Origin of the sequence: Piscinibacter gummiphilus, assembly GCF_002116905.1 — a bacterium.
GTDB classification, from domain to species: domain Bacteria; phylum Pseudomonadota; class Gammaproteobacteria; order Burkholderiales; family Burkholderiaceae_C; genus Rhizobacter; species Rhizobacter gummiphilus.
In genome coordinates this window covers 1,599,424-1,622,331 of the sequence record NZ_CP015118.1, presented here as the reverse complement: position 1 = coordinate 1,622,331, position 22,908 = coordinate 1,599,424, and the positions used below count along the sequence as shown (strand labels likewise).

The window sequence follows — 22,908 nt, the reverse complement described above, 5'->3', positions numbered from 1 at the left end:
AGGGTCCCATGGATGGCGGAGATCACCGGACTCAACGACCGGTTCGCCGCCCCGTCACCAGATTGGCGAAGTGCCGCATCATCGCGCCGAGGCCCGTGCCATGGGCTGCCCCTGCGGGTGCCAGCAACAGCGTGGCCCGGGAGGTTCCCAGTTCCTTGAGTCGGTGCTCCAGGTTGACAAGCACATGGTCGCGCTCTTCGGGGTAGCGCTCCGCGACCCGCCGGTAGTGGGGAAGCAGGGAGCGGTCCTTGACGCCGTGCAACGCCTGCAGCGAAGCGTGAACGACGGTGCTGTCCTCGTCATGCAACCCGGCGATGAAGCAATGCAGATGCGGCCGGCGGTCCGCGACCTTGCCCAGCGCATGCAGAGCCTGGCGGCGCACGCCGGCCTGCTCGTGGCGGGTGAACGGCGTCAGGATGGAGCCGCGGTCCACAGGCAGCACCTCCAGCACGTAGGTGAAGAAGCGGAAGGTCTCCAGATCGGTGATGCGGTCCGCGATTGCCAGAACCTCCGCCTGCCACTGCTGCGCGCGGTCTCGCGCATGCCAATGAAGGCATTGCAGGAAGGACAGCGGCTCCTGTGCTGCCAGCAGAGTGAGCAGCGCCCGAGCCTTGTCCGGATCGTGCTTGCAGACGATCTGGCAGACCAGCGGGCGGTGCTCACCATTCTCGGGCTGGCGAGCGACCAACGCGTCCAGAGTCGCCTCGCTCAACCGCCTCTTGGACAGCAGTCCGACGAGGTACTCGTTCGCCGTCTGCGCGTCCTCGCTGCCCAGCCAGCCGGCGAGCAATTCGGCCTCGAGGCCCCCGCGCATGTAGCCGAACCAGGAGGGCCCCTCCTGCAGTAGGTCGCCCGAGATGACTTCGTCCAGCCATCGCTCGTACCAAGTCAGGAAGTCGGGTTCGAATGCGAAGACCGGCGGTCCGCTGCGGTCGATGTCGAAGTTGACGACGCGCCCCGTGTGCGGGCCGTTCACGACCAGGCCGTGATACATCGAGCAGCCCTGCGACCCCAGCGGGAGCAGACCGCCGAACAGGGTGTCGTGCGCCTCGTCATACGTCTCGTCGTCCAGGTCGCCATCCAGGCCCAACCGGGTGACCAGTGCCTCCCAGTCCGGGCGTGACATGCCCGGCGAGAGGACGCAGGGCCTGGCCACCACTTTGGCCAACGATTCGCTTTGCATGGCGCCCATGCTGTCGCCGACCCCGTAGATCCCGTAGAACGGCCCCGCCGCCGACCCCTGGTATCCGTCCCCGCCATTGCCCACCTCAAGAACAAACTGCCGATACGCCGGCGGCAGCTGGATGCCCAGGCGCACCTCGAAATCGCTCACGGCCTGAAGGTTGGCCGGCGGATGGACCACGTAGCCGTGCGCATCCGCGCCGAACACCTCCAGATCGGGATCGGCGGCCTTGGCCTGCGACAGCTTGTCCAGGATGCGGTGGGCTCGTTGGGGGGTGTCGTTCATGCGTGCGTCTCCGGCGGGGCACCATTCTCGCCAATGGGCCGCCGACGGCGACAAGTCCGGGAACCGCAAGATCGGTCGGGCAAGTTGAGCCACCATCGGCTCCAATGGCATTGCCACGACGAAACGACCCATGAAGACGGCGCTCACCCACTACCACGCCCGAATGCAAAGGGTGCTGGAGCACATCGACCAGCACCTGGACGACGACCTGGACCTGGAAACCCTCAGCCGCGTCGCCGTCTGGTCCAAGTTCCATTTCCACCGGCAGTTCTCAGCGACCTTCGGCCTCACCGTCCACCGCTACATCCAGCTGACCCGCATGAAGCGCGCGTCATACCAGCTGGCCTACCGGAGCGAGCAGAGCGTCACGGACGTGGCCCTGGACGCCGGGTACGACGCGCCGGACGCTTTCGCCCGGGCGTTCCGCCAGCAGGTCGGCCAAGCGCCCTCGGTCTTCCGGAACGGGGCCGACTGGGCCTCGTGGTTCGCCGCCTTCGAGCCGTTGAACAACGCCAGGAGCAAGCTCATGACACGAACCTTCACCCTGGACGACGTGACCCTCCGCGAGGAGCCCGCCACGCCGGTCGCCATCATGAAACACCGCGGCGACCCGGCCATGTTCGGCGCGACGCTGCAGCGGTTCATCGCATGGCGCAAGGCCAACGGCCTGCATCCCCGCCACCACGCCACCTTCAACGTCTGGCGGTCCGAGAAAAGCCCGGCCGACCCGGCGGACTACGACGTCGACCTGTGCGTCGGCATCGACCCGCACCAGCAGACGGTCCAGCGGGAAGGGGAGCGGATCGAGCGGGGCGCCATCCCGGGCGGGCGTTGCGCCGTGCTGCGCGTGGTGGGCCACACGGACGACCTGGAGCCGGCGGCCCTCTTCCTCTATCGCACCTGGCTCCCGGCCAGCGGCGAAACGCTGCGTGACTTCCCGATCTACTGCCGGCGGCTGAGCTTCTTCCCGGAGGTGGCGGAACATGAAGCGGTGGCCGAGTTGTTCCTGCCGCTCGAATGACATGTCCGCTTCACATCTCAGGCCAACACAGCAACCTGGCGAAATGCCGGCCGCCGCCGGCGCAGCAAGCCTCCGGCGTCAGGTCGGATTCTTCGAGTGTGTGGGCTCCTCGTTCCCGGCCGCCCTCCCAGGGACGCGAACGTTCAGGGCAACCCCAGCGCCTTCGCCACATCCTCCCAAGCCACATACTTGAAGTTCTGCGGCGCCTCCGGCAACACCTTGCGGCCGTCCTGCACCACCAGCAGGCCCCGGGCGAAGACCGGGCCGAAGCCGTGCGAGCTGACTTCGAGGCCGTCTGTGTCGGACGCACCGTCGATCGCCGCGTCGGGGTCGATGCCGATGCGGAAGGCGCCGCGGACCCGGTGCGGGGGTGCCGCATCGAGCACGACGTAGCTGTCGTTGCCCTGGCTGGACACGACGAGATAGTTCGCGCGCCCGGTCCGGTACAGGCCCATGCCCTCGACGTCGGCGGCCAGCCACGGTCCCACCGGCAGCACCATCACCGGCCGGGCCGGCCCGTCGGCGGCCACGCGCCACACGCCGCGTTTTTCCTCGCCGATGAACACCACCTGCTGCGTCTCGTCCGCCACGCAGCCTTCGGGTTGGGACCCCAGGCGGAACTCGCGCAGGGGCCGCAGCTGGGGATGCGCGGCCGGGCCTTCGATCCGCCCGTGAAGGACTCGCCCGTCCTTGTCGTTGACGTAGACCTCGGGCGCGCCATCGGGCGAGCGGTAGAGGCACACGCCGTAGATGTCCTTCAGCCCGGTCGGCAGGCGGGCCAGCTCCGACACCGTGCCGTCTCCGGCGATGCGGAAGAGCACCAGGCCGCGCTCGTCGCGCTGGGTGGCCACCGCGAGGTCCAGGCGTTCGCTGCCCAGCAGCACGTCCTGGCGCAGGTCGACGTTGTTGATGCGGCCCACGTCGAGGAACTGCAGCTCCCGCCCCTGCAGGTCGTAGACCCCGAGGCCGCGCTTCTTGTCGGTGCCCAGCACGCGTGAGCGGGTGGCCTCCGTCGCATGGACCCAGATTGCCGGGTCGTCGGCGGCATCGCCGAACCGGGCCACCGGGTCGGTCTGCACCCGCGCGGTCACGATCGGCAGGGGCGTGGCCGCGGGAGTGGCCCGGGCCGCGTCCGGGGGCAAGTCCCGCAACGACCAGTGGCCCGACGACGCGTCCCGCACCGCCAGCCGGGTGCGGGTGGTGTCGTGCCACAGCGCCAGGCGTTCGGCGCCGGCACGCGGCAGCAGCACACCGCGTCCGGCCGTTCGCCACCGGCCCTCGCGGTGCACGAGCCGCAACACCTCGCCCCGCCCGGGGTCCCCCACCGCCAGGCTGCCGTCGGCGAGCACCTCGACCGGCCCACCGCCTTCCTTCAAGGGGCCGTTCGGTTGAAGCAGGGCGACGGGCTCGCGCCGCGGCGCCCCTTCGGGCTGGGCCGGGTGCGCCCACACCCCACCGGCTTCGCTCACGAACAGCCGGTGGGTGCGGTCATCGACCCGGCAGCCTTCCGCATCCGGGGCGACCGCCAGGGTGCGCACCGCCCGCGCCGTGCCGCCGTGCAGCAGCCACTGGGTGGCCACGCCGTTGCGCCCGATCACGAACACGTGCGACAGCCCCTGCGCATCCCGGTACAGGCAGGCGGCCGACACCGCCTGACCCGCATCGGGCAGTGGCGGCAGGGCCGTCAGTTGGCCGCGCGCCAGGTCGATGCGCCACGGCACGACACGCTCGGTGTTCGCATCGACGACCAGGCCCAGGCCGGGCCGCGCGTCGAGCGATTCACCTCGCATCGCCACACGGGCTCGGACCGTGCCGGCCGCGTCGAGCAGCTCGACCGCGTTCTTCCGCAGGACGAGCGCCGCGCCGCCCTCCAGCACGACGGCCTCCTCGACGTCGTCCGGGAACGCCGCGGCCTGCACCGTCGTTGCAGCGGACAGGACCAGGGCCGCGCCGAGGCGGACCCAGGCGCTCGAGGGGATCCAGAGGTTCATGGGTGCAGGCATCACTCGAGGTTGTACTTCATGCTGAGGCGGTAGGTGCGGCCGTAGGCCTCCCACTGCGCGTTGCGGTCGCGGCTGCCCGCGTAGACGTAGTAGGGCTCGTCGGTGACGTTCTGCACGTCGAACGCGAACTGCAGCGACTTGCTCACCGAGTAGCGCATCGACAGGTCGAGCTGGGTCTGCGCGTCGACGTACTGGTCGGTGGACGGGTCGTCGATCGCACCCACCTCCAGCAGGTAGGACGACTTGTGGTTGGCGGCCAGCCTCACCCCGAACACCGGGTTCTCCCAGCCCAGCACCAGGTTGAAGACGCGCTTGGACTGGCTGGGCAAGGTGATGCGGCGCGACACGCCCCCCACGCTGACGTCGGCCCGCGAATCCGAGAAGGTGGCGTTGGCCCCGACCAGCAGGCCGTTCCACGGCGCCGGCAGCGAACGCAGCGCCTGGGTGTAGGCCAGCTCGACGCCATAGACCTTCGCCTGCCCGCCGTTGGCGTAGGTGGTGGCGTCGGTCACGCCGGGAAAGGCCGCGCTCATGTCGGCGGTGGTCTGGAAGACGAAGTCGCGGATGTTCTTGTGGAACCCGTAGACCGACACCGCCCCCGCGTAGCCCAGGCGCCGCTCGATGCCCAGGTCGAGGTTGGACGAACGCAGCGGCTTCAGGTCGGGGTTGCCGAACTCGCCTTCCGAGCCGTCGATGGTGAAGCCGGGCCGCAGCTGCTCGAAGGTCGGCCGCACGACCGTGTTGGTCCAGGCGGCGCGCAGCGAGGTGGTGTCGTCGAGGTCGTGGCGTGCGTGCAGGCCGGGCAGCCAGTGGTCGTCGCGGTGCTGGCTGTCGCGGGGCATGAACGTGCCGGCGCCTTCGTCGTAGCCGGTGCCGCTGGCCGTGAAGCGGGTGCCCTCGTAGCGCACGCCGGCGATCAGGTGCCAGTCGGCGAGCTGGAACTTCGACTGCACGTAGGCGGCGTCGAGGTTCTCCTTCATGGTGTAGTCGTTGATGACCGACTCGACCTCGTCCACCTCGATCACCGAACCCGGCAGGATGGCCTGGATCGCCCCGGGCTGGATGGTGGGTCCGAAGGCCCCGAACGGGTAGCGGGGCGACGGGCCGGCGTAGGACGCGAGGTCGGTCGGTGCCGGGCCGAAGTCGTCCGAGGTCCACGTGGTCTGGTCGTTGGTCTTCGTGCGGCGGCTGATCTTGCCGCCGAACTTGATCTGGCCCGCGGCGCCGAAGATCGGCAGCGACTTGGCCAGGTCGAGCTTGAGCGTGTACTCGCGGTCGCGCGCCGCGTTCTCCTCGAGTTCGATCTCGCTCAGCGAGTAGCCGGCGGCCTCGTTGATCGACGCCGGCGCCAGCAGCGTGGGGGTGCGGCCGTCGGTGAACCCGACGTTCGAGTAGGTGCCGCCGTCGAAGTCGGCCGCGGAGATCGAGCGCGGCGTGGTTTCGCTCGCGCGGCTGACACCGCCGGCGAGGTTCAGCTCCCAGTCGCCCAGGGTCTGGTCGGTGCCGAGGGCCAGCGAGTAGATGCGCTGCGTCTCCTTGCGCGCCTTGAGCGACCGCACGCTCTCGGCATCGCCGAGCACGCCGGCCTCCTGCGGGGCGTCGAACGCGATGGTGTGCGCGTTGCGCACTTCGTCGTCGCTGAACTGGCTGGCCATCGAACGCAGGTAGTAGAGCTGCCCCTTGGCCGGCTTGAACTCGAGGTTGAGCCCCGCGCCCACGCGTTCGCGGGTGATCCGGTAGTCGCGGCGTTCGAACTCCTCCAGCGCGTTGCCATCCCACGCCCCACCGGTCTCGACGTTGTCGGAGCCGAACTTGCGCTGCTCGGCGTTCAGTCCGAAGGCCACGCCGAGCCGGCCGTCCATGAAGCGGTCGGCGAACAGCAGCGAGCCGAGCGGGCTCGTCTTCGAGACGTTGTCGCTGTGGCTTCCCCCCAGCTCGAACGACAGCAGGCGTCCGGGTTGATCGAAGGCGGACAAGGTGCGGATGTCGATGGTGCCGCCGAGCGAGTTGGCATCCATGTCAGGGGTCAGCGTCTTGATCACGCTGGCCGAGCCGATGAGGGCCGAGGGCAGCACGTCGAGCATCACCGCCCGGCGGCCGCTCTCGGGCGAGGGCACGCGGGTGCCGTTGATCGTCACCGCATTGAGATCGGGACCGAGCCCCCGCACGCGCACATAGCGCCCCTCCCCCTGGTCGCGTTCGATCGACACGCCGGGCAGGCGCTGCAGCGCCTCGGCCGCGTTCCGGTCGGGCAGGCGCCCGATGCCGTCGTTGCGCACGACGCTGCGGATGTCGTCGGCGGCTTCCTGATCGTCGAGTGCGCGGTCCGTCGCGGCGGCCTGGCCCCGCACGACCACCGGCGCCAGCGTGGCGGATTCCTGGGCATGGGCAGGGACAACGAGCGCGAGCAGCACGGCGGCGCTCAGGCGGTTCAGCGCCGCGGGTGCGCAGTGGCGTCGAAGGGGTGGGGCGTACATCGGAGGTCCTGTGGTCTTGGAGGTTGCAAGCGGCGCGACTCTAGGAACGCGGCATGTCGGTCCGGTGACACCCCCGGCGCGGAAAGCCGTGCGGAGCCTCGCCCGCGCCGCGGTTGAGCCGATCGCACCCGCCCCCCCGGCCCGGCGCCGCCGCGGTGTCATCCCGGAGGCCTTCGCACCGCGTGAGCCGATCCGACCCTCCCCGCACCGCGGCGCCCGAACCGCCACGCGGCCGACACAGTGAGGTCGCACAGTGCTCATCCATGACACCCCAGAACCGAAACCTCCAGCATCTGTTCCTGCTGGCCGCGGCTGCCGTCGCCCTGCTGTTCGCCGCGACGGGCAGCCCCAAGCCGCCCTCCGCATGGCGAGGCATCGACCTGCTCGGCGAAGGCGGCACCGCGGTGATGGCCGCCGCGTGGATGCGCATCGTGCTGGCCAGCCGTCCGGCCGGGCAGGTCACCCTGCGGCTCGCCCTCGGGCTGGGCCTGCTCGCGCTCGGTGCCTGGGCCGACACGCTCGACGAGGTGTTCTCGATGCACGCGGCGCCCTGGCGGGTGGACAAGTGGCTGGAGTCCGGACTCACCCCGCTCGGCATGCTGCTGCTGACGCTGGGCCTGATGGGCTGGCGGCGCGAGCAGTTCCAGCTCAGCGAACACATGCACCAGCGCGAACGCCTGTTCCGCGAGCACCGCGGCTTCGACCGCATCACGCAACTCGCCAGCACCGACTATCTCCGCGAGCAGATCGCACTCGACCAGGACGCCGGGACACCGCCTGCATCCGCCCTGCTGATGCTGGAGATCGACGGCCTGCAGGCGCTGCTGCGCCAGCACGACCGGCGCGACGGCGTGCGTGCGCTTCGGTCCGTCACCCACCAGTTGCTGCTCAACCTCCGGCCGGAAGACCTCCTGTGCCGTCACGCCGGAGACCGCTTCCTCGTGCTGCTCCCGCGGACCGCCCTCTCCGAAGGGCAGCGCACGGCGCGGCACCTGGCCCGCATGGTGCAGGGCATGCGCTTCCACACCCTCCGCGGAGAACGGGTCGCGCTGGACCTGCGCACCGCGGCCGTCACCGTGGCCGGCGACGCCTCGGCCCTGCTGTCGCAGCTGAACCGGATGCTCGAAGCGGCCCCGGCGGGCGCCGAGCCCGTGACGGCCTGAGGCGCGGCATGGGCCCCCTCTACGACGCCGGAACGCCGCTCATCCACCGCGGCCACCAGCCTGCGCTGCTGGTCGAGCACCTCCAGGCGCTGGACCTCGACCCCGCGCCCCTGTGGCAGGGCACGGGACTCGCTCCGCACGACTCGCTGCTGAGCCCGGCCCAGTACCTGCAGATGTTGCGCAACATCCTCCACCTCCTGGCGAGCCCCGACACGCCGTTCGTGCTCGGCCAGCAGGCGCTCCCCGGCCATTTCGGCGCGGCCAGCCATGCACTGCTGCGCGCCGGCACGCTGCGCCGGGCGCTGCAGGTCCTGGTCGCACATCCCGCCCGCCTCTCCCCGCTGCTGGTCCCCCACTTCACGGAAGAAGGCGGACAGGCCGTGCTGTACTGGACCGACGCCCTCGCGCCCGCCGAGATGCGCCCCTTCCTCGTCGACCTGCACATGAACGCGATGAGATCGCTGTGCGACTGGATGGCGGGCGAACGCCTGCCCTGGCGGTTCCTGTTCAACCGCACACCCCCGCGCCACCTCGACCACCACGAGACCCACCTGGGCAGCCAGTTGCGCTTCAATTGCCAGATCGACGCGATGCTGATCGACGCCGCGCAGCTCGACCGGTGCTGGCCCGCGACCCGCCATGCCGCGTCGGACGTCGCCCACGACGCGCTGCTGGCCCAGGCCCGCACGGAAGAACCGCGGGGCAGCCTGCTGGGCGCCCTCTACACCCACCTGCAGGCCACCCTGCTCGACAGCCCCGGCCTCGAGGACACCGCCCTCGCCTTCGGCATGAGCCCGGCGACCCTGAAACGGCGCCTGGCCGCCCACGGCACCCACTTCCAGGCCGAGATCGACCGCATCCGCCTGCACACCACCCTGCGCCTGATGCACGGCCGCGGCTACGACAGCCGGCAGGTCGCCGAACACCTGGGCATCCACGACAGCACGAACTTCCGGCGCTCGGTCAAGCGCTGGAGCGGACTCACCCCTCGCCTGCTGCGCGATGCGTTCTGACAGGCGATGGATGCGGGCCGCCACGTCCCGGCCTCCTCGAACCTCGGGCTTGGCCCACGACATGCCCTGAAATCTCACCAAGGCACAATGGCACTCCACCGGGCCACCGCTCCCGGCGCACCCCTTTCCAGGAGTTACCCCATGCACCGCGCCCCCCTCCTCGCCACCGCCACCCTCACCCTGGCCGCCCTCTTCGCCGCCCCCGTCGCCTTCGCCGAAGGGTCCGCCTCCTCCGCCTCCAGCGCGGGGTCCAGCGCCGGCTCCGCTTCGTCCGGCAGCGTCTCCGATTCCATCGGCGGGTCGAGCGACGCCTCGTCGCCCGACAAGGACAAGAAGGTCGCCCAAGGCGAGTACCGCGTGGTCGACGTGGCCGCCGCACCGGACCGCCCCGGCACGCTCCGCCTCACGCTGCAGGGCGCCGAACCGACCGCCACGCCCGAGTTCGTGCTGTTCGTGCCCGAGAAGGCCCTCGCGGCCCGCGCCATCGCCACCGGCGACCACGTCGTCACGAACGTGCGTCCCTACGGCTTCGAGTTCGCTCACGCCGACACGCGGCAGGCCTTCTTCCTCGCGCTGAAGGACGACTGGCAGCAGGACCTCGGCACGCGCGTCGTCCGCCTCTGATCCCGGTGACTCCCCGCGTCGCCGCGGCCAGCGCGGTGCTGATGGCCGGCCTCGCGGCCGGGGTCGACGCCCACGCCACCGCGCTGCACTTCTGCGAGCGCCGGCCCGAAGTCAACGCGACCGACCAGGACCACAGGCTGCGCTTCGCGGCGCGCGTGCGGCAGGCGCTCGACGACACCCCGGGCGGCGTCGCCCTCATCGCCCGCTCGGGCCTCGACCTCGCGCGCTTCGACATCCGCTATTCCCACGCCGGCATCGCCCTCCGGGCCGACGGCGGAGCCTGGTCCGTGCGCCAGCTGTACTACGCGTGCGACGAGTCGCGCTCGCGCCTGTTCGACGAGGGCGTCGCCGGCTTCCTGCTCGGCATGGACGACCCGCGGCGCGGGCACGTCACCGTGGTTCACCTGCCCGCGCCGCTGGCCTCCCGGCTGCGCGACACGGCGCTGGACAAGCCCCGTGCCCTCGCCTTCCTGCACGCCGACTACAGCGCCAACGCCTACCCGTTCAGCACGCGCTACCAGAACTGCAACCAGTGGGTGGCCGAATTGCTGGCGGCGGCGTGGGCACCCGAAGGGTCGGTCCACACGCGCGACGAGGCGCAGGCCTGGCTGCGGGCACAAGGCTATGCCCCCGCCCGCATCACGCTCGACTCCCGCCTGCTGCTGCTCGCCGGCGCTTTCGTGCCGCTGCTGCACGTGCGCGACCACCCCGGCAGCGACGTCGAGGCGCTCCAGCTCCAGGTGAGCCTGCCGGTCGCGATCGAGGCGTTCGTCCACCAGCAGGCCCCCGAGGCGGCCCGCACCGAGCTGTGCCATGACGACCAGAAGATCGTCGTTCGGAGAGGGTGGATTCCGCTGGGTGACGGCTGCGAGGCGGCTCCCGGCGACGAGGTCATCCCGCTGCTGGGAACCTAGGGTAAATCTGTAGGCGGCCGTCACGATTCCCCGCCCGGCGGATGCGAGGATCCGGTTCCATCCCTCGACCTGATCCTGCCGTGCCCCTCCCCATCGACGAGCAAGTCAGCTTCCGCAAGCTGGAGGTGCTGCTCGTGTTCCTCGAGACCGGCAGCCTCGGCCGCGCCGCCGAGCGCCTCGGCACCAGCGCGGTGAGTGTCCACCGCGCCCTGCATTCGCTCGAAGCCGGCGTGCGCTGCTCGCTCTTCCGCCCGGAGGGACGCCACCTGGTGCCCACCGACGCGGCCCGCGTGCTGGCCGACGTCGCGCGCGAGGTGCTGCGCACGATGGCGGACGGCATCCGCAGCACGCGCGTGGCGGCGGGCTATGCCGGGGACAGCATCCGCATCGGCTCGCTGTACTCGCTCACGAGCGGCACCGTGCCCGCCCTGGTGCTGGGCCTGCGGTCGCGCCGCCCCGAGCTGGAGGCCGAGCTGGTGCTCGGCTCCAACGCCGACCTGCTGCGCAAGCTGCGCGACGGCATCGTGGACGCGGCCCTGCTGGGCGAGCCGGACGACGCGCCGGACGTGGAGACGCAGCTGCTGTTCGAGGACGAGGTGTTCTTCGCCACGCGGCGCGGGTCGGCCCACGCGGACGAAGCGGCGATCGACCTGGGCGACTGCGCCGGCGACCGCTTCGTCAGCCTGACCGAGGGGTTCGTCACGCACGACCGCTTCGAGGAAGCCTTCCGCACGGCCGGCTACGCGCCCGAGGTGGTGATGCGAACCGGCGACATCTTCTCGCTGATGAACCTCGTGGGCGGTGGCATGGGCCACACGCTGCTGCCGGGCCGCATCCGCCACGCCCTGCCGGCCGACGTGGTGCTGGTGCCCCTCGCCCCGCGCTTCCGCATGCGCCAGAAGATCTGCGTCGCCTTCCTGCGCACCCGGGAACGCGACCCCAACCTGCTGTCGCTGCTGTCGGCGTGCCGCGCCCACGCCACCGAACTCGGCCACCCGCCGGGCCCCGAGCCCCGGACTGCGGCGACCATTACGGAACCCGTAACGGTCGCCGATCGAGCATGATTGATCACCCCGCCACGCACCCCTATCGTGCGTCGCACCGACCGGCTCACCCACCTGGAGAAAGCATGCGGAACCCCTCGTCCACGTTCCATCGCCGCACCGTCGCGGCGCTTTTCGCGGCAGCCGGCCTGGGCCTGACCCTGGCCCCCGCGATCGTCCAGGCCCAGTCCTGGCCCACGAAGCCGGTCACGATCGTGGTGCCCTTCCCGGTGGGCGGCGGCACGGACGCCTTCGCGCGCCCGCTGGCCCCGCCCCTCGGCAAGCTGCTGGGCCAGCAGATCGTCCTCGACAACCGCGGCGGCGCCGGCGGCAACCTGGGGGCCGGCATCGCGTCCAAGGCCGCACCCGATGGCTACACCTGGTTCATGGGCGGCGTGCACCACGCGATCGCACCGTCCATCTACCCGAAGCTCGACTACAACCTCACGAACGACTTCGTGCCGGTCGCGATGATCTCGAGCGTGCCGCAGGTGATCGTCGTGAACCCGAAGAACATCCCGGCCACGGACCTCAAGGGCCTCATCGCGTACCTGAAGGCGAACCCCGGCAAGGTGACGTACGGCTCGGCCGGCAACGGCTCGTCCCACCACCTGGCCGGTGAACTGTTCAAGGCGCAGACGAAGACGTTCATCACCCACATCCCCTACCGCGGCACGGGCCCGGCCCTGCAGGACCTGATCGGCGGCCAGGTGGACATGATGTTCGACGGCCTCGGCTCGTCCGCGCCGCACATCCGCAGCGGCCGCCTGCGCGCCATCGCCGTCGCGAGCGACAAGCCGGCGCCGGGTTTCCCGGACATCCCGACCACGATCCAGGCGGGCCTGCCGAGCTACCAGGTGGCCACGTGGTACGGCCTGTGGGCCGTGCGCGGCACGCCGGCGCCTGCGATGGAAAAGATGTCGACGGAACTGCGCAACGCGCTGCATTCCAAGGAGGTGATCGCGACCTGGAACAGCATCGGCGCCGAGCCGCCGACGCTCGCGGGCAAGGCGTTCGCGGACTTCGTCGCGGCCGAATCCCAGCGCTGGGCCGCGGTGGTGAAGGAAGGCAAGATCAAGCTGGACTGAGCGAGCGCCGGGGTGACCATGCCGCCCCGGCCCCACCCGCCGGTCAGAGCAACGGCCCCCGGTACAGCAGGTAGTTCTGCCCCGCCACCGGATTCATCGGATCCCCGTACTTGTTGACGATGGTGAGCACCCCGCCCTGGCTGTAGTCGTAGAGGATGCGCCCGTACTTGCTGCGGTTGGACAGGCCGCCGTGCATCTGGGCGGCCTGCGACTTGGCGGCCTGCAGGTCGTCGTACAGGTGCTGGGTGTGCGCGATGTACTTCTTGATCTCGGTCTCGTAGTAGCCCTTGGGCACCTTGGTGCGGTCGGTGTAGAACGCGTCCCTCAACGCGTTCCAGTCGGCGAGGCTGCCCGTGCCGCTGCGGATGTAGGCCTGCTTGACCCAGTCGAGGTCGTCCTTCCTCAGGTCACGGGTGGGCTTGTCCTTCTGGTAGTCGATCACGTCGAGCGTGGCCGACACCCACTCCTCCGTCTCGACCTCGTTCGTTCCGTCGCTCCCCTGCGTGGACACGGCACCGGTGCAGGCCGTGAGCGAGAGCTTGCGGAAGTTGCAGAGCGCGCGGAAGAACTTGTAGGCGAAGCTCGTCTTGAGATCGCCCGGCGACATCGCCCCGAGGTGGTTGAGCCGGAAGTTGTCGGTGCGCGCGCCGTAGCACATCACGAGGCTGATGCGGTACGGGTCCGAACGTTCCGGAAACAGCAGCAGCGCCAGCGAGCTGAGTTCGCGCCAGCCGATGTGGGTCTGGGCGTTGGTGAAACCGTGTTCGGTGACGTCCGGCGCACCGTGCAGGATGATGTAGACCTTCCTGGCCGCCGCGACGTCGGCGCGCACCTGGGCCACGTCGTTGCGGCCGAGCGTGCCGGCGGCGTCCCGGCGGATGAGGTCGATGCCGGAGTAGTGGTGGACGACGTTCTTGCGGAAGAAGGTCTCCTTGGCCCGGGCCTTCGCCGCGACCCCTTCCACCGTCGAGCGGGCCGACCCCGTCACGTGGCCCGGCACGGCGACCGCGCCGGTGCTGCTCTTGCGCATCACCGCGGGCACCGTCGAGTTCGGCGTCTGCCCCTGGTCATCGTCCTCGAAGTTCAGGATCACGAACTTGGCCACTGAATGCCCTCCGCTGGTGTGATGGGGCCGCATCGTAGCGGACAAATCCGTCAGTGCACCCGCGCCCGGATCAGGTCCACCGCTTTCTCCGCAATCGCCACCACCGGCGCATTCGTGTTCCCGCCCACCACGGTGGGCATGATCGAGGCATCCACCACCCGCAGCCCGTCGAGGCCGTGCACGCGCAGCTGCGCATCCACCACCGCGTCGGCATCGTGCCCCATGCGGCAGGTCCCGACCGGGTGATAGACGGAGTCGACACGGGCCCGCAGAACCGCGCGGACCTCGTCGTCGGTCCGCACGCCCTCGGTGAACAGGTCCTTCGTGCGCCACCGCGCGAGCGACGGCGCGTCCATCAGCCGTTGTGTCATCCGGAAGCCCTTCACCATCTGCGCGAGGTCATCGGGATGCTCGAGGAACGCGGGATCGATGTCGGGTGCCGACAGGGGATCCGCGTCGCGCAGCCGCACCGTGCCCCGGCTGCGCGGCCGCAGCAGGCACACATGGCACGAGTAGCCATGGGCCAAGTGCAGCTTGCGCGCGTGGTCCTCGGCGATGCTGACGACGAAGTGCAGCTGCAGGTCCGGCGCGGGCAACGACGGATCGGACTTCAGGAAGGCACCGGCCTCCGCGAAGTTGCTGGTGATGGCGCCGCGGCGGTCGCGCGAGTAGCGCCGCAGCTCGCGTGCCGTGCGGGCGAAGCCGCGCGGCGTGAGGCCCACGAGGTCGAGGCTCTTCGCCTGGTAGCCGAAGATGAAGTCGGGATGGTCCTGCAGGTTGCCGCCCACGCCCGCGAGGTCGTGCACCACGGGAACGCCGACCGACTGAAGATGGGAAGCCGGCCCCACCCCCGACAGCTGCAGCAGCTGCGGTGTCTGCAGCGCGCCCGCGCTCAGCAGCACCTCGGCGCGGGCCCGCAGCGTGACACGGCGGCCGTCCTGCAGGCACTCGACCCCCACCGCCCGCCGCCCCTCGAACAGCACGCGCAGCACGGTGACCCGCGTGCGCACCTCGAGGTTCGGCCGCACGCCCATGTGCGGCAGCAGGTAGCCCCTCGCCACGCTCCAGCGTTCGCCGTTCTTCTGCGTGACCTGGTAGATGCCGCAGCCTTCCTGCTCCGCGCCGTTGAAGTCGTCGGTGAGCGGGTAGTCCACCTCGCGTGCGGCCTGCAGGAACACCTCGTGGAACGGGTTCCCGGTGCGCAGGCCGCTCACGTTCAGCGGCCCGCCCTGCCCGTGAAAGTCGTCGTCGAACACCTCGTTGTGTTCGCTGCGCCGGAAGTACGGCAGCAGGTCGTCATAGCCCCAGCCCGGGTTGCCGAGCGAGGCCCAGTGGTCGTAGTCCCAGCGGTGGCCGCGCACGTACACCATCGCGTTGATGGCCGACGAACCGCCCAGGCACTTGCCCCGCGGCTGGTAGCCGCGGCGTCCGCCCAGGCCCGCCTGGGGCACGGTCTCGAAGGCATGGTTGTTCAGGCGCGTCGGAAGCATCGCGACGACGGCGGCCGGTGTGTTCACCACCCAGCTGCTGCCGCCCCCGCCGCTCTCCAGCACCAGCACGCGCGTGTCCGGGTCCTCGGTCAGGCGGCCGGCCAGCACCGAGCCGGCCGAGCCGCCGCCGACCACGATGTAGTCGAAGGTGTCCATGGCTAGAGTGCGCGGGAGATGACTTCCTTCATCACCTCGCTGGTGCCACCGTAGATGCGCTGCACGCGCGCGTCGGTGTACATGCGGCCGATCAGGTACTCGTTCATGTAGCCATAGCCGCCGAAGAGCTGCACGCATTCGTCGACCACGCGCCCCTGCGCCTCCGAGGCCCACAGCTTGGCCATCGACGCCGTGGCGGTGTCGAGCTGGCCGGCCAGCAGTTGATCGACGCAGCGGTCGATGAACGCGCGGCCCACGGTGAGCGTGGTGGCGATCTCGGCGAGCTTGAAACGGGTGTTCTGGAACTCCGCGACGGGTTTGCCGAAGGCCTTTCGTTCGCGCACGTAGTCGAGGGTCGCCGCGTACGCGCCTTCCATCGACGCCTGCGCCAGCACGCCGATGATGAGCCGCTCGTACGGCAGGTCGCCCATCAGCTGGAAGAAGCCCTGCCCCTCCTGGCCGCCCAGCAGGTTCGCGGCCGGCACCACCACGTCGTCGAAGAACAGTTCGGAGGTGTCCTGCGCCTTCAGGCCCACCTTGTCGAGCACGCGGCCCACGCGGTAGCCGGGCAGGTCCTTCGTCTCGACGATCAGGATGGACGTGCCGCGCGCGGCCTGCGCGGGGTCGGTCTTCGCGACCACCAGCACCAGCCCGGCGAGGAAGCCGTTCGTGATGAAGGTCTTGCTGCCGTTGAGCACGTAGGTGTCGCCACGCCGCTCGGCGCGCGTGCGGATGGCCTGCAGGTCCGAGCCCGTGCCCGGTTCCGTCATCGCGATGGCGCCCACCAGCTCGCCCTTCGCGAGGCGCGGCAGGTAGCGCGCCTTCTGGTCGGGCGTGCCGTGGTTGAGCAGGTAGTGCGCGACGATGGCATGCACGGACGTGCCCATGCCGGTGAGGCCGCGGCGGGCCATCTCCTCGCAAAGCACCGCCTCGTGGCGGAAGTCACCGCCGGCGCCGCCCCATTCCTCGGGGATGTCGCTGCACAGGAAGCCGAGTTCGCCGGCATGGCGCCACAGCGCGTGGCCCACGTTGCCGCGGTGGCGGGCGTCCTCGTCGCCGGGCACCATCTCGGCCTCGAGGAAACGGCCCACCGAGTCGCGGTAGAGGTCGAGGTCTTCGTCGGTCCAGGACCGCTTGAATGTCAATGCCATGTCAGTTGACCCGCCGTTCGCGGCCGGCCCAGAAGGGCTCGCGCAGGATGAACTTCTGCAGCTTGCCGGCGGGCGACAGGGGCAGCTCGGTGCGGAACTCCACGCTGCGCGGGCACTTGTAGCCCGCGATCAGGTCGCGGCAGTGGGCGATGACCCGCGCCTCCTCCAGCGTGGTGCCGGGCCGCGGCACGATCACCGCGTGCACCCGTTCGCCCCAGTGGTCGTCGGGCACGCCGATCACGGCGCACATCGACACCTCGGGCAGCTGGGCGATGGCGTTCTCCACCTCGGCGGAGTACACGTTCTCGCCGCCGGTGACGATCATGTCCTTCAGGCGGTCGACGACGTAGAGGTAGCCCTCCTTGTCCATGTAGCCGCCGTCGCCCGTGAACATCCAGCCGTCGCGCAGCGCCTTCGCCGTCTCGGCGGGCTTGTTCCAGTAGCCCTTCATCACCATCGGGCCGCGGGCGGTGATCTCGCCCACCTGGCCCGGGGGCAGGTCGCGGCCGTCGTTGTCGACGATGCGCACCTCGGCGATGGGCACGGGGCGGCCGGCCGAGCGCAGGCGCTTGGCCTGGTCCGGACCCGGACGGTGGTCGTCGGGCAGCAGCACCGAGATGGTGGGCGCCAGTTCGGTCATGCCATAGGCCTGGCAGAAGTTCGCGCCGGGCAGCGCGTCCATGGCCTGGCCGAGCAGCACGGCGTCGATGGGCGCGGCGCCGTACAGCATCAGGTGGAAGCTCGACAGGTCGAACTCCTTGAAGCGCGGGTGTTCGATGAGCCGCTTGATCATCGTGGGCACGAGGAAAGTCTCGGTGACCTTCTCCGCCTGGATGGCCTGCAGGATGGCGACCTCGTCGAACATGGGCACCACCACCTGCGGGATCAGCCGCTGCATCATCTGCAGCGACAGGCCGCAGCCGCCCACGTGGAAGAACGGCGCGGCCACCAGCCCCACCGCCTCGCCCTGGCGCGGCACCGCGGCCACCGCGCTCAGTGCGTTGATGCACAGGTTCGTGTGGCTCAGCATCACACCCTTCGGCATGCCGGTGGTGCCGCCGGTGTACATCACCGCGGCGAGGTCGTCGCCACCCGGGAAGGCGTCTTCCATCGGCGTGGCGGCGGCCATCAGGTCCTCGTACGAGAGCATGCCCTCGGGCGCCGGGCCCTCGCCGGTGTAGACGACGACCTCCAGCGATTTCGACAGCGGCCGGATCGCCGCGATCTGCGGGGCGAAGAACTTGTCGACGAGCAGGATGCGGGTGTCGCAGTCGTCGAGCGAGTACGCCACCTCCTTCGCGCTCCAGCGGAAGTTCACCGGGTTGATGGCCCCGCCGCCCCACCACGTGCCGAACAGGTACTCGACGTAGGCCATCGAGTTCAGGCTCATCATGCCCACGCGGTCGCCCGGGCCCATGCCCAGGCCGCGCAACACGGCGCCCAGGCGCGAGACCCGCTCGGTGAACTGGCTGAACGTGGCGCGCTGAGGCCCGCAGACCACCGCGGTGGCCTCCGGGCGCTCGCGCAGCGCCTTGTGCAGGGATTGCGTCAGGTGCATGCGACTCTCCTAGGCAGGGTTCGGGCCGGCGGCAAGCCGCGCGGCCAGGGATTCGTCCACACCCCAGGCGCGCAGCAGCGCGGCCGGGTCGGTGGGGGTTCGAGGCTGCGGCGGCCGGGCGGGTGTCCGGCTGAACCGCGGGGCCGGCGACGGCTGGACCACGCCGTCGACGGTGACGAAGGTCTCGCGGGCGAGGTTGTGCGCGTGCGACGGCGCCTCGTCCCAGTCGAGCACCGGCGCGAAACACGCGTCGGTGCCTTCCAGCAGCGCACACCACTCGTCGCGCGTGCGGGTGCGGAAGACATCGGCCAGCCGCACCTTCTGCATGGGCCAGCGGGTGGTGTCCATCTGCGCGTCGAACAGGGGGTCCTGGATGCCACAGCGCTCGCGCAGCAGCGCATAGAACTCGGGCTCCAGCGCGCCGATGGCGACGAAGCGGCCGTCGGCGCAGGCATACGTGTCGTAGAACGGGGCCGCGCCGTCGAGGAGGTTCTCGCCGCGCTGGCTCGTCCACTGGCCCGCGGCCTTCAGGCCGTAGTACATGGCCGAGAGCAGCGCCGAGCCGTCGGTCATCGCGGCGTCCACCACCTGGCCGCGGCCCGAGGCGCGCGACTCGTGCAGCGCACACATCAGCCCGAAGGCCAGCAGCACCGCCCCGCCGCCGTAGTCGGCCACGAAGTTGAGGGGCGGCACCGGCGTGTCGTGCGACCGCCCGATGGCGTGCAGCGCGCCGCTGAGGGCCACGTAGTTGATGTCGTGGCCGGCCGCGTGCGCGAGCGGACCGTGCTGGCCCCAGCCGGTCATGCGGCCGTAGACGAGCCGCGGGTTGACCGCGTGGCACGGCGCGGGCCCGAGGCCCAGGCGTTCCATGACCCCGGGGCGGAAGCCTTCGACCAGCAGGTCGGCGCCCTGCACCATCGCGAGCACCGCGGCCACGCCGTCGGGGCTGCGCAGGTCGAGCCGCACCGAGGGCCGCCCGCGCGACGTGACGTCGGCCGGGCCCGGCTCGGGGCTGCCGGGCCGGGCGATGCGGACCACGTCGGCACCCAGGTCGGCCAGCAGCATCGCGCAGAACGGCGCGGGGCCGAGTCCCGCGAGTTCCACCACCTTCAAACCGTCGAGCGGACCCGCCATGCCTGTGTCCCCCTGCGTGTTGTCGACGTGATCATGGCCGCTCATGCGGCGGCGGACGATCGTCCGAAGCGACGAAAGTCGCCTGCGTCCATGTGGAGGATGGGCTTGATCGTGTCGCCGCGCCGGCAATCCGCCACCGCGTCGTTGATCGCATCCACCGGGTAGTGCCTGCAGAAGCGGTCGAACGGCAGGCTACCCGCACGGTGCAGCGCGATCAATCGGGGAATGAACACCTCCGGCACGCCGTCGCCCTCGATGGACGAGCGCACGGTGCGGCCGCTCAGCAGCAGGCTCGCGTCGAAGGTCACCGACGACCCGGCCGCGGCGAGCCCCAGCAGCACGGTCGTCCCGGTGCGATGGGTGGACGCCACGGCATCGGCCATGACCGAGGGAATGCCCGTGGCCTCCACCGCGAAGTCGGTGCCGCCGGCCACCCGGGCTTGCACCTGGGGACCCGCCGGGCCGTCGCCGGCACGCACGAGGTCGGTGGCTCCAAGCTCGGCGGCCAGGTCCAGCCGCCCCGCGTGCAGGTCGACCGCGACGATCCGCGAGCAGCCCGCGAGCTTCGCCGCCAGCACCGCCGACAGCCCCACCGCCCCCATCCCGAAGATGGCGACGGTGGACCCCACCGCCGGCTTCAGCACGTTGAGCACCGCGCCCGCCCCCGTCTGCACACCACACCCGAGCGGGGCCAGCGTGGCCAGTTCGTCGGCCGTGACGGCGCCGGGCACCTTGACCGCGTTGCGCTCGCGCACCAACGCATGGGTGGCGAACGACGACTGCCCGAAGAACCCGGCCGACAGCGGGCGCCCGAGCGCGTGGTGCGAACACGACCCGTCGGGCCGGCACGGCGCGAAGTTCAGCCGGCGCGACTGCAGGCAGTACGCGGGCCGCCCGGACTGGCAGTTGGCGCACACCCCGCACGCGCCGTAGGTGAGCACGACGGCGTCACCCGGCGCGAGCCGCGTGACGCCGTCACCCACCGCCTCCACGAATCCCACGCCCTCATGGCCGAGCACCGCGGGCAGCGGATACGGCAGGTGCTGGTCGAGGGCGGCCACGTCGGTGTGGCAGAGGCCGGCCGCGACGATGCGCACGAGGGCTTCACCGGCCCGCGGGGCATCGAGTTCGACGGTTTCGAGCGAAAAGACACCGGGCGGGCGGGCCACGGCGGCGCGGATCTCCATGACAGGGGCTCTCCGGATGACAGTGACCCCATCGTAGGAACCGCGCCCCGCGCCGCCCATCGTCGGTTCGGACGGTTCGCGACCGCGTGGCGGCGCCGCCCCGCCGGCCCGAAAAATCGTCGCAATTGACGAGGGAGCCGCCGGACCCCGAAACGTACTGTCGGACGGCTGCGGGATGTGACGTGCCTTCCCACCCGCCGTACGAGAGCCGCGAAGGTACACAAGGAGAACACGACATGACAACCCAACGATGGCGCAGCCGCGCGCTGTTCGTGCTGCCCGCCCTGATGGCGGCGCCGCACGCAGCGATGGCCGCGGACCTGCCGCTGCTGGACCAGCAGGTGATCCGCGCCCCGTGGGCGCGCGCCTGCGACGGCCAGCCCGATGCCACCCCGCTGCCGGTGGACCCCCGCACGCTCGTCAAGCAAGGGGTCAACACCCCCGGGGCCGCGATCCAGTTCAACGCCTGGTACGTCGACCTGCACAACCCGCCCGAGCCGTTCGTGGCCAAACTGCCGCCGCGCGTGAAGACCTGCGGCGAGTTCCGCGCGTCCGTGGCCCGCGGCCAGGCGAACATGCGCGGCAAGCAGTACTTCCAGCCGTTCAGCACCGCGCTCGGCTGGCACAACCTGCACCTGACCTGGGGTTACCTGCTGCGTCCGCCCGATTTCGACGAACAGGCCGCCAAGCGCTACGGCGCGACCAAGGCCCCGTTCCGCAATCCGTACCCGCTGCCCGGCGAAGACCCGAATCAGACCAACGGCGGCAGCGGCCAGCTGCCCCTCGGCTTCATGCAGGACAAGGACGAGAACGGCCGCTGGAACGGCCTCATCGGTTCCACCTGTTCGGCGTGCCACGACTCGCGTCTGGGCACGGAAGCCGAGGCCCCCTTCCTGCACGGCCGCTCGAACGACGCGAACGACGCCGGCCTGACCTCGTCCGACATCTACCGCGCGAACGTCGTCACGCTGCCGCTGCAGCTGCTGCCGATCCCGTGGAGCGTGGGCCGCGGCACGACGGACGCCATCGGCATCCTCGACGCCCTGCCCGCCATCTGGGACATGGACTCGCTGCAGCTCGTCCCGAGCCTGCTCGAGTGGTTCCCGTCGCACGCGGCCGGCATGTCGAAGGCGCCGAACTGGTGGCACCGCGCCTGGAAGCCGCGCCAGTTCTGGGACGGCGCGCTGACCTCCGACAACGTGCGTTCCGAGATGGCGTTCGGTGTCGCGAACCTGTTCCGCGACGGTCCGAAGCGCCGTGCGCTGGCGACGGAGTTCGAGGACAACAACAACTTCTTCCTGTCGCTGTCACCGCCGAAGTATCCGGGCACGATCAACACCCCGCTCGCCGAGCAGGGGGCCGTGATCTTCCACACGCGTGACCTGTGGGCCAACAACGCGAACGCGGAGATCCCGAAGCAGCCCGGCAACGGTTCGTGCGCCAGCTGCCACGGCGTCTACGCGCCGCGCTACGCCAACGACCCGGCCTTCCTGCCCGACCCGCGCCTGAAGGGCGTGGCCGGCGTGATCACGCCGACCGAGACCATCGGCACCGACCCGCAGCGCGTGGGGCTGATGGCCGACGAGAAGAAGCGCCGGGCCTGGAACAGCAGCTGGTGGGCGTACAACGAACTCAGCAAGGACTGGAACAACTACTACGACGACGTCCTGACCAGCGTGGCCCGCCGCGTTCCCCGCGCCGCGTACGACCGTGGCATGGGCCCGGTCTACTCGCCGCTCGGCCCCAACGAGTGGATCAAGCCGTTCGGCTACGTGGCACCGCCGCTGTACGGCACGTGGGGCAGCGCACCGTTCTTCCACAACGGCTCGGTGCCGGACGTGTGGGGCGTGCTCAAGCCGTCGGACCGTCCGAAGATCTGGAAGCGCAACTACACGGCGCCCGGCATCTTCGGCAAGAACCAGGGCTACGACGCGAGCTATGCGTCCTACGACTTCACGAAGCTCGGCTGGAAGTACACGACGGTCGCCTGCAGCAACAACGTGCTGACGAACCCGTTCCTGCCCTGCTCGCCGCAGATGGCCACGGAGGACATCGTGTTCGCCTCGATCGCCAACGCGGTCGCCGGCCAGAACTCGCTGGCCTACCAGTCGCCGCCGCCCGTGACCGACAAGCAGATCAAGTCCCGGATGATCTTCAACACCTACCTGTATGGGCAGGGCAACGGCGGCCACGACTTCACGAAGTCGCTGACCGACGCGGAGCGCCTCGCCATCCTGGAGTACATGAAGACGCTGTGACCGGTCCGCGGACCCGGAGTCCGGACAGGGGCCACCCGCCCCTGTCCGTCGGCAC

16 protein-coding genes and 1 pseudogene are annotated in these 22,908 nt (G+C 70.5%); 8 read left to right on the top strand and 9 right to left on the bottom strand.

Annotation, left to right across the window (positions count from 1 at the left end):
* Positions 1–31: 31 nt before the first annotated feature.
* Positions 32–1,468, bottom strand: a complete 1,437-nt coding sequence (locus A4W93_RS07290) for an SMI1/KNR4 family protein (protein WP_157782130.1) — start codon at positions 1,466–1,468, stop codon at positions 32–34.
* Positions 1,469–1,598: 130 nt separating this feature from the next.
* Between A4W93_RS07290 and A4W93_RS07285 the strand changes: the two genes are divergently transcribed.
* On the top strand, positions 1,599–2,489 hold the full coding sequence (locus A4W93_RS07285) for an AraC family transcriptional regulator (protein WP_085749984.1): 891 nt from the start codon (positions 1,599–1,601) through the stop codon (positions 2,487–2,489).
* Positions 2,490–2,632: 143 nt separating this feature from the next.
* On the opposite strand, the gene A4W93_RS07280 is transcribed toward A4W93_RS07285, so the two are convergent.
* Both A4W93_RS07280 and A4W93_RS07275 read right to left on the bottom strand, forming a co-directional pair.
* Positions 2,633–4,480, bottom strand: coding sequence for a phytase (locus A4W93_RS07280; RefSeq protein WP_085749983.1), 1,848 nt, complete (start codon positions 4,478–4,480; stop codon positions 2,633–2,635).
* An 11-nt stretch (positions 4,481–4,491) separates the two neighbouring features.
* A complete protein-coding gene (locus A4W93_RS07275; RefSeq protein WP_085749982.1) occupies positions 4,492–6,969 on the bottom strand; it encodes a TonB-dependent receptor in 2,478 nt (825 codons plus the stop codon).
* 263 nt (positions 6,970–7,232) lie between these two features.
* Here A4W93_RS07275 and A4W93_RS07270 point away from each other — a divergent pair, with 263 nt between their 5' ends.
* The 6 genes from A4W93_RS07270 to A4W93_RS07245 all read left to right on the top strand — a co-directional run bounded on the left by A4W93_RS07270 (position 7,233) and on the right by A4W93_RS07245 (position 12,814).
* Positions 7,233–8,132, top strand: coding sequence for a diguanylate cyclase domain-containing protein (locus A4W93_RS07270; RefSeq protein WP_085749981.1), 900 nt, complete (start codon positions 7,233–7,235; stop codon positions 8,130–8,132).
* Positions 8,133–8,140: 8 nt separating this feature from the next.
* Positions 8,141–9,145 (top strand): AraC family transcriptional regulator, encoded by a 1,005-nt coding sequence (locus tag A4W93_RS07265; RefSeq protein WP_085749980.1) that lies wholly within the window; start codon positions 8,141–8,143, stop codon positions 9,143–9,145.
* Between the two features lie 141 nt (positions 9,146–9,286).
* The gene (locus tag A4W93_RS07260; RefSeq protein ID WP_085749979.1) at positions 9,287–9,769 is read left to right on the top strand and encodes a hypothetical protein; all 483 of its coding nucleotides are present in this window, start codon (positions 9,287–9,289) and stop codon (positions 9,767–9,769) included.
* A gap of 5 nt (positions 9,770–9,774) precedes the next feature.
* Positions 9,775–10,683 (top strand): DUF2145 domain-containing protein, encoded by a 909-nt coding sequence (locus tag A4W93_RS07255; protein ID WP_085749978.1) that lies wholly within the window; start codon positions 9,775–9,777, stop codon positions 10,681–10,683.
* Between the two features lie 80 nt (positions 10,684–10,763).
* On the top strand, positions 10,764–11,747 hold the full coding sequence (locus A4W93_RS07250; RefSeq protein WP_085749977.1) for a LysR family transcriptional regulator: 984 nt from the start codon (positions 10,764–10,766) through the stop codon (positions 11,745–11,747).
* Positions 11,748–11,812: 65 nt separating this feature from the next.
* On the top strand, positions 11,813–12,814 hold the full coding sequence (locus A4W93_RS07245) for a Bug family tripartite tricarboxylate transporter substrate binding protein (protein WP_085749976.1): 1,002 nt from the start codon (positions 11,813–11,815) through the stop codon (positions 12,812–12,814).
* 43 nt (positions 12,815–12,857) lie between these two features.
* On the opposite strand, the gene A4W93_RS07240 is transcribed toward A4W93_RS07245, so the two are convergent.
* From A4W93_RS07240 to A4W93_RS07215, 6 genes and pseudogenes are all read right to left on the bottom strand, one after another.
* Positions 12,858–13,919 carry a hypothetical protein gene (locus A4W93_RS07240; protein ID WP_085749975.1) on the bottom strand — a complete coding sequence of 354 codons (1,062 nt, stop codon included), beginning with the start codon at positions 13,917–13,919 and terminating at the stop codon, positions 12,858–12,860.
* 65 nt (positions 13,920–13,984) lie between these two features.
* Positions 13,985–15,565 (bottom strand): annotated as a pseudogene (locus tag A4W93_RS07235) (GMC family oxidoreductase); the annotation flags it as partial.
* Positions 15,566–15,567: 2 nt separating this feature from the next.
* Positions 15,568–16,716 carry an acyl-CoA dehydrogenase family protein gene (locus A4W93_RS07230; protein WP_085749973.1) on the bottom strand — a complete coding sequence of 383 codons (1,149 nt, stop codon included), beginning with the start codon at positions 16,714–16,716 and terminating at the stop codon, positions 15,568–15,570.
* A 1-nt stretch (position 16,717) separates the two neighbouring features.
* Positions 16,718–18,274: an acyl-CoA synthetase gene (locus A4W93_RS07225; protein ID WP_085749972.1), complete on the bottom strand. Its 1,557-nt coding sequence runs from the start codon at positions 18,272–18,274 to the stop codon at positions 16,718–16,720.
* 9 nt (positions 18,275–18,283) lie between these two features.
* Entirely contained in the window at positions 18,284–19,408 is a 1,125-nt protein-coding gene (locus tag A4W93_RS07220) for a CaiB/BaiF CoA transferase family protein (protein WP_085749971.1), read from the bottom strand.
* 41 nt (positions 19,409–19,449) lie between these two features.
* Complete coding sequence (locus A4W93_RS07215; protein ID WP_085749970.1) at positions 19,450–20,595, bottom strand: NAD(P)-dependent alcohol dehydrogenase; 1,146 nt, start codon at positions 20,593–20,595, stop codon at positions 19,450–19,452.
* 236 nt (positions 20,596–20,831) lie between these two features.
* On the opposite strand from A4W93_RS07215, the gene roxA reads away from it, so the two are divergent.
* Positions 20,832–22,853 carry a rubber dioxygenase RoxA gene (gene roxA, locus A4W93_RS07210; protein WP_085749969.1) on the top strand — a complete coding sequence of 674 codons (2,022 nt, stop codon included), beginning with the start codon at positions 20,832–20,834 and terminating at the stop codon, positions 22,851–22,853.
* Positions 22,854–22,908 lie beyond the last annotated feature (55 nt).

What these genes read in the sequence shown, in the direction of transcription:
- A4W93_RS07270 (WP_085749981.1), top strand. Translation starts at nt 7,233, where the DNA reads ATGACACCCCAGAACCGAAACCTCCAGCATCTGTTCCTGCTGGCCGCG.
- A4W93_RS07260 (WP_085749979.1), top strand. Translation starts at nt 9,287, where the DNA reads ATGCACCGCGCCCCCCTCCTCGCCACCGCCACCCTCACCCTGGCCGCC.
- A4W93_RS07275 (WP_085749982.1), bottom strand. Translation starts at nt 6,969, where the DNA reads ATGTACGCCCCACCCCTTCGACGCCACTGCGCACCCGCGGCGCTGAAC.
- roxA (WP_085749969.1), top strand. Translation starts at nt 20,832, where the DNA reads ATGACAACCCAACGATGGCGCAGCCGCGCGCTGTTCGTGCTGCCCGCC.
- A4W93_RS07280 (WP_085749983.1), bottom strand. Translation starts at nt 4,480, where the DNA reads ATGAACCTCTGGATCCCCTCGAGCGCCTGGGTCCGCCTCGGCGCGGCC.
- A4W93_RS07215 (WP_085749970.1), bottom strand. Translation starts at nt 20,595, where the DNA reads ATGGAGATCCGCGCCGCCGTGGCCCGCCCGCCCGGTGTCTTTTCGCTC.
- A4W93_RS07220 (WP_085749971.1), bottom strand. Translation starts at nt 19,408, where the DNA reads ATGGCGGGTCCGCTCGACGGTTTGAAGGTGGTGGAACTCGCGGGACTC.
- A4W93_RS07245 (WP_085749976.1), top strand. Translation starts at nt 11,813, where the DNA reads ATGCGGAACCCCTCGTCCACGTTCCATCGCCGCACCGTCGCGGCGCTT.
- A4W93_RS07265 (WP_085749980.1), top strand. Translation starts at nt 8,141, where the DNA reads ATGGGCCCCCTCTACGACGCCGGAACGCCGCTCATCCACCGCGGCCAC.
- A4W93_RS07285 (WP_085749984.1), top strand. Translation starts at nt 1,599, where the DNA reads ATGAAGACGGCGCTCACCCACTACCACGCCCGAATGCAAAGGGTGCTG.
- A4W93_RS07290 (WP_157782130.1), bottom strand. Translation starts at nt 1,468, where the DNA reads ATGAACGACACCCCCCAACGAGCCCACCGCATCCTGGACAAGCTGTCG.
- A4W93_RS07225 (WP_085749972.1), bottom strand. Translation starts at nt 18,274, where the DNA reads ATGCACCTGACGCAATCCCTGCACAAGGCGCTGCGCGAGCGCCCGGAG.
- A4W93_RS07230 (WP_085749973.1), bottom strand. Translation starts at nt 16,716, where the DNA reads ATGGCATTGACATTCAAGCGGTCCTGGACCGACGAAGACCTCGACCTC.